Below are 3,241 nucleotides of genomic sequence, written 5' to 3' on the forward strand. Positions count from 1 at the left end.
TATTTATACAGCATATCAAAATTTCCATCAAAGATCTTCCATTTATCATTTTCATTGTCATAATAGAACGTGATAAGGCGATTTTTCAGTTCGGGATTTTCGTTCAGGAAGTTTTCATATTCAGCAGAAGCAATATAATCCGGAATAGTTCGAATTGGTGTTTTATTCCCAATCCAAACAAACTTTTGATTTTCGATATTCTCTCTTATCTTCGTTGCAAGCCTTTGAGGTGGTTCCAGATCATAATTTCCGAGAAGCACGACCCAATCGCTTTCTTTATCCGTAAAAGAAGAAATGAAATCGCGATATTTTGCATCCGCATTTTTCCAGTTGCGTTTAAAATCCTGAAAAATAAGAGTCTGGCAAATCTCGTCTTGCTCGCTCAAATCCAAAGCAATTAGTTTTGTTTTGGTAACCTCCCCGCTTTCACGTATGCAGAATTGAATTTGATAATCACCGTTTTCAAGTTCACCGGTTAATTTGCTGAATTCCTTGTCATAATCTAATTGGCGATCGTTATAATAAAATCTTCCGTCTTGAAATATTGTTACGGAAATATTGTCTGGATTCATCGTAACCGGATATCCCTCTTTATCAACCAAGGTAAATTCTATAGGAATCAATCTCCCGCTTTCTTTGTCCTGTGGTTTGACAAAATCGTTTTTTACAATATCATAATTTTGCCACACACTATCCGCTTTAACCATAATCACAGATGGAATTCTGGTGTATTGTGCGGGAATAAGATTTGCTTGTAAAACGTAACAGCTCAGCATCTTAAAGTGAAAATTTTGTAAATATTCCGCTTGAAGCATTTTGTCCAAGGAGAGTAATCCGCTTACTGCTTTATCTTTATCAATTTTATGATGTGAATGCAAACCGTCTATAATTGTGTGAATTTTTTTTTGATGCTCTTCGATATTTTCAAAGATATAATTTTCCGGTACAGAAGCAAGTGGGAGTTTCTCATAAAATATATTCGGAGAAAGCAGGTTCGAAAAATCGTCATCCGAAATCTCTGCTTGTTTCAAATGAAGAAATGTATCGTATATATTTTGGAATTGAGCAAAATTTGCTTGCCACAAAAATTTGACATCCACTTCAGAAAGTTTGCTCCAGAAATCAAGCGGAATGCTATCATTTGCAGCTATAAATTTGAGAAGCGATGATTTGTTATTTCGGCAATTTTCAAAAATTTCCACAAAAACCGAATCCTCTTTTGGGGCGTATTCGGGAATTTCCGTAGCCTGAATTTGCTTAATGAGTTCGTCATATTTTTCTTCCGACCTTTTTTTTATTTTGTTGAACTCTTCAGGATTCTCTTTGTTTTCTGCTTTTCCAATAGGATATTCCAAAGTGTAATCAAAATTTTGCCATTTTTGATTTCGCAAGGTCAAATCATAGGATGCGGGACGAGAATTTTCGTCATAAGGAACAAGCAGATAATCAAATAAACTGTCTTTGAAAGCGATTGTTAGAAATCCACCCTGACCGATGGTGAATTTTGCAATCCCGCAAGTATCTGCGGAGAGTTCTAAAAGAGGGCGGAACATGGAGAAATTAAAGGCACAAATATTCACTTTTGCATCTTTTACAGGCTTGTGTTCTTCATCAAAAATGTTTAAGGTGATAACACGTGTGTCCTGATAGTAGCGAGTTGAGTTCACATAATTATTGTTTTTCCCTTTGGAAACCACATCGTCCGTACTATCGGGGAAGCTGCTGCGCGCCAATATCAAAAGTGCTTTTTGAGTGGAGGCGCTGAACCAGGCTGTATTCAAATTATATGTAGGCGAAGTATTTTCGGCATATTGCCATTTACCATCCAAAAACATTTCCGTCCAAGCGTGATTATTATCTGTGTGAGCCCACCACGGCGTCCAGGCAGGTCGTGCCGGAATGCCAACCATTCGCAGAGCAGCAATGTAAAAAACCTGCATTTCGCCGCATCTTCCGATATTACTTTTTTGCAAAACCGAAAGTGGATCTTGGGTTCTGCCGGAGGTGGAAACAAAGGTCATATTCTCACGCGTCCACAAAGTTATTTGCCTAATTCTCTCTGCAAGATCGGGATATCTTGCTACATACTCCAAAAGTCCCAGATCAAAAAAAACTTTCCGATAATTTGTAATTTTCTCGTGGGATACAGTGGTTTTTGCTATGTAAGAAAGAACAAACTCATCGGGGTATTTATCAAAATCATCCAAATCAAAAAGTTCTTCCAAAACCAAATAATTGGCGAGAATATCCTCAGGATTTGCATCCCACAAAATCCCGCTTTTTTCTGTGGAAATCAGATAAGCCATCAATCCAGCGGGATAAGATTCTAATAAGGAGCGATATTCTGATTGCGCTTCTTCCGGAAGAGGTTCAATGTTTTTAATAGCACGAGCGTTAAGTGAATCAATTAAAGTTTGTTCGATCGTAAAATCTGCCGATAAAGGAACAGCAAATAAAATCAAAATGATCAGGCAATACATTTTCTTCATCAATTGTCTCCAATTCAAAATTTGTTTGAGTTACAAAATTTCAGAAAAGAGTAATTGGTCAAGGAAGGCTAAAATAATCTTACGAAAATCAGTAAGTAGGAATAATGTACGGATAGTCGAAAAAGAAAATATTTAATTTTTTTAGTTAAAATTCTTTACAGGAAAAATCGCTGAAAATATAAATTTCAAAAATAAAATTATTATTGAGGTAAACTATGGCTTTTAAAGTATTGTTTTTAGCCCATGCTCCGGATGCTGAGTATGAAAAGCACAAAAGTATTATTGATACAGGGAAATATAAACTATTTACATTTATTGTGAAGTCGCAAAAAGAAGCAATCTCTGTTTCCAAAAGTATCTATAAAAAAGAGAAAATAGATGCAATTATTCTCTGCCCGGGTTTTACACATATTGATGTTGCAGAAATATTTCAGGCACTCGACGGCAAAGTATCCGTGAATGTTTCTAGAGGAGACGGTCCCAGTAGCAAAATTTCACAAGCTGTAATACGAAAAGAATACTACAATAAATAGTGTCCATCCGTAAACTCCGAAACCTTGCGGATGGTTGATGGATGTTGTTTATCCACACCTCCGCAATGGTTGAGATGTGTAACCAGCCATCATTGCGGAGGTTGCGGATAACAAATCCCGTTGAAAAGCAACCATCCGCAAGGTGCTTAAAAAATACTACTTTACGGACAGGCTCTAAATAAAACGAAAATCATCTCGACAAAAGGTTGCGGTGGTTAA

Annotated in this window: 2 protein-coding genes; one reads left to right on the top strand and one right to left on the bottom strand. The window is 36.7% G+C overall.

The window, feature by feature from the left end; all coding sequences use genetic code 11:
* On the bottom strand, positions 1–2,489 hold a 2,489-nt coding region (locus tag U9P79_10630), incomplete at its 3' end, for a transglutaminase-like domain-containing protein (protein ID MEA2105067.1).
* A gap of 215 nt (positions 2,490–2,704) precedes the next feature.
* Between U9P79_10630 and U9P79_10635 the strand changes: the two genes are divergently transcribed.
* Positions 2,705–3,022 carry a DUF6506 family protein gene (locus tag U9P79_10635; GenBank protein MEA2105068.1) on the top strand — a complete coding sequence of 106 codons (318 nt, stop codon included), beginning with the start codon at positions 2,705–2,707 and terminating at the stop codon, positions 3,020–3,022.
* The last annotated feature ends 219 nt before the right edge of the window (positions 3,023–3,241 follow it).

The organism is Candidatus Cloacimonadota bacterium, from assembly GCA_034661015.1.
Lineage (GTDB): Bacteria > Cloacimonadota > Cloacimonadia > JGIOTU-2 > JGIOTU-2 > JAYEKN01.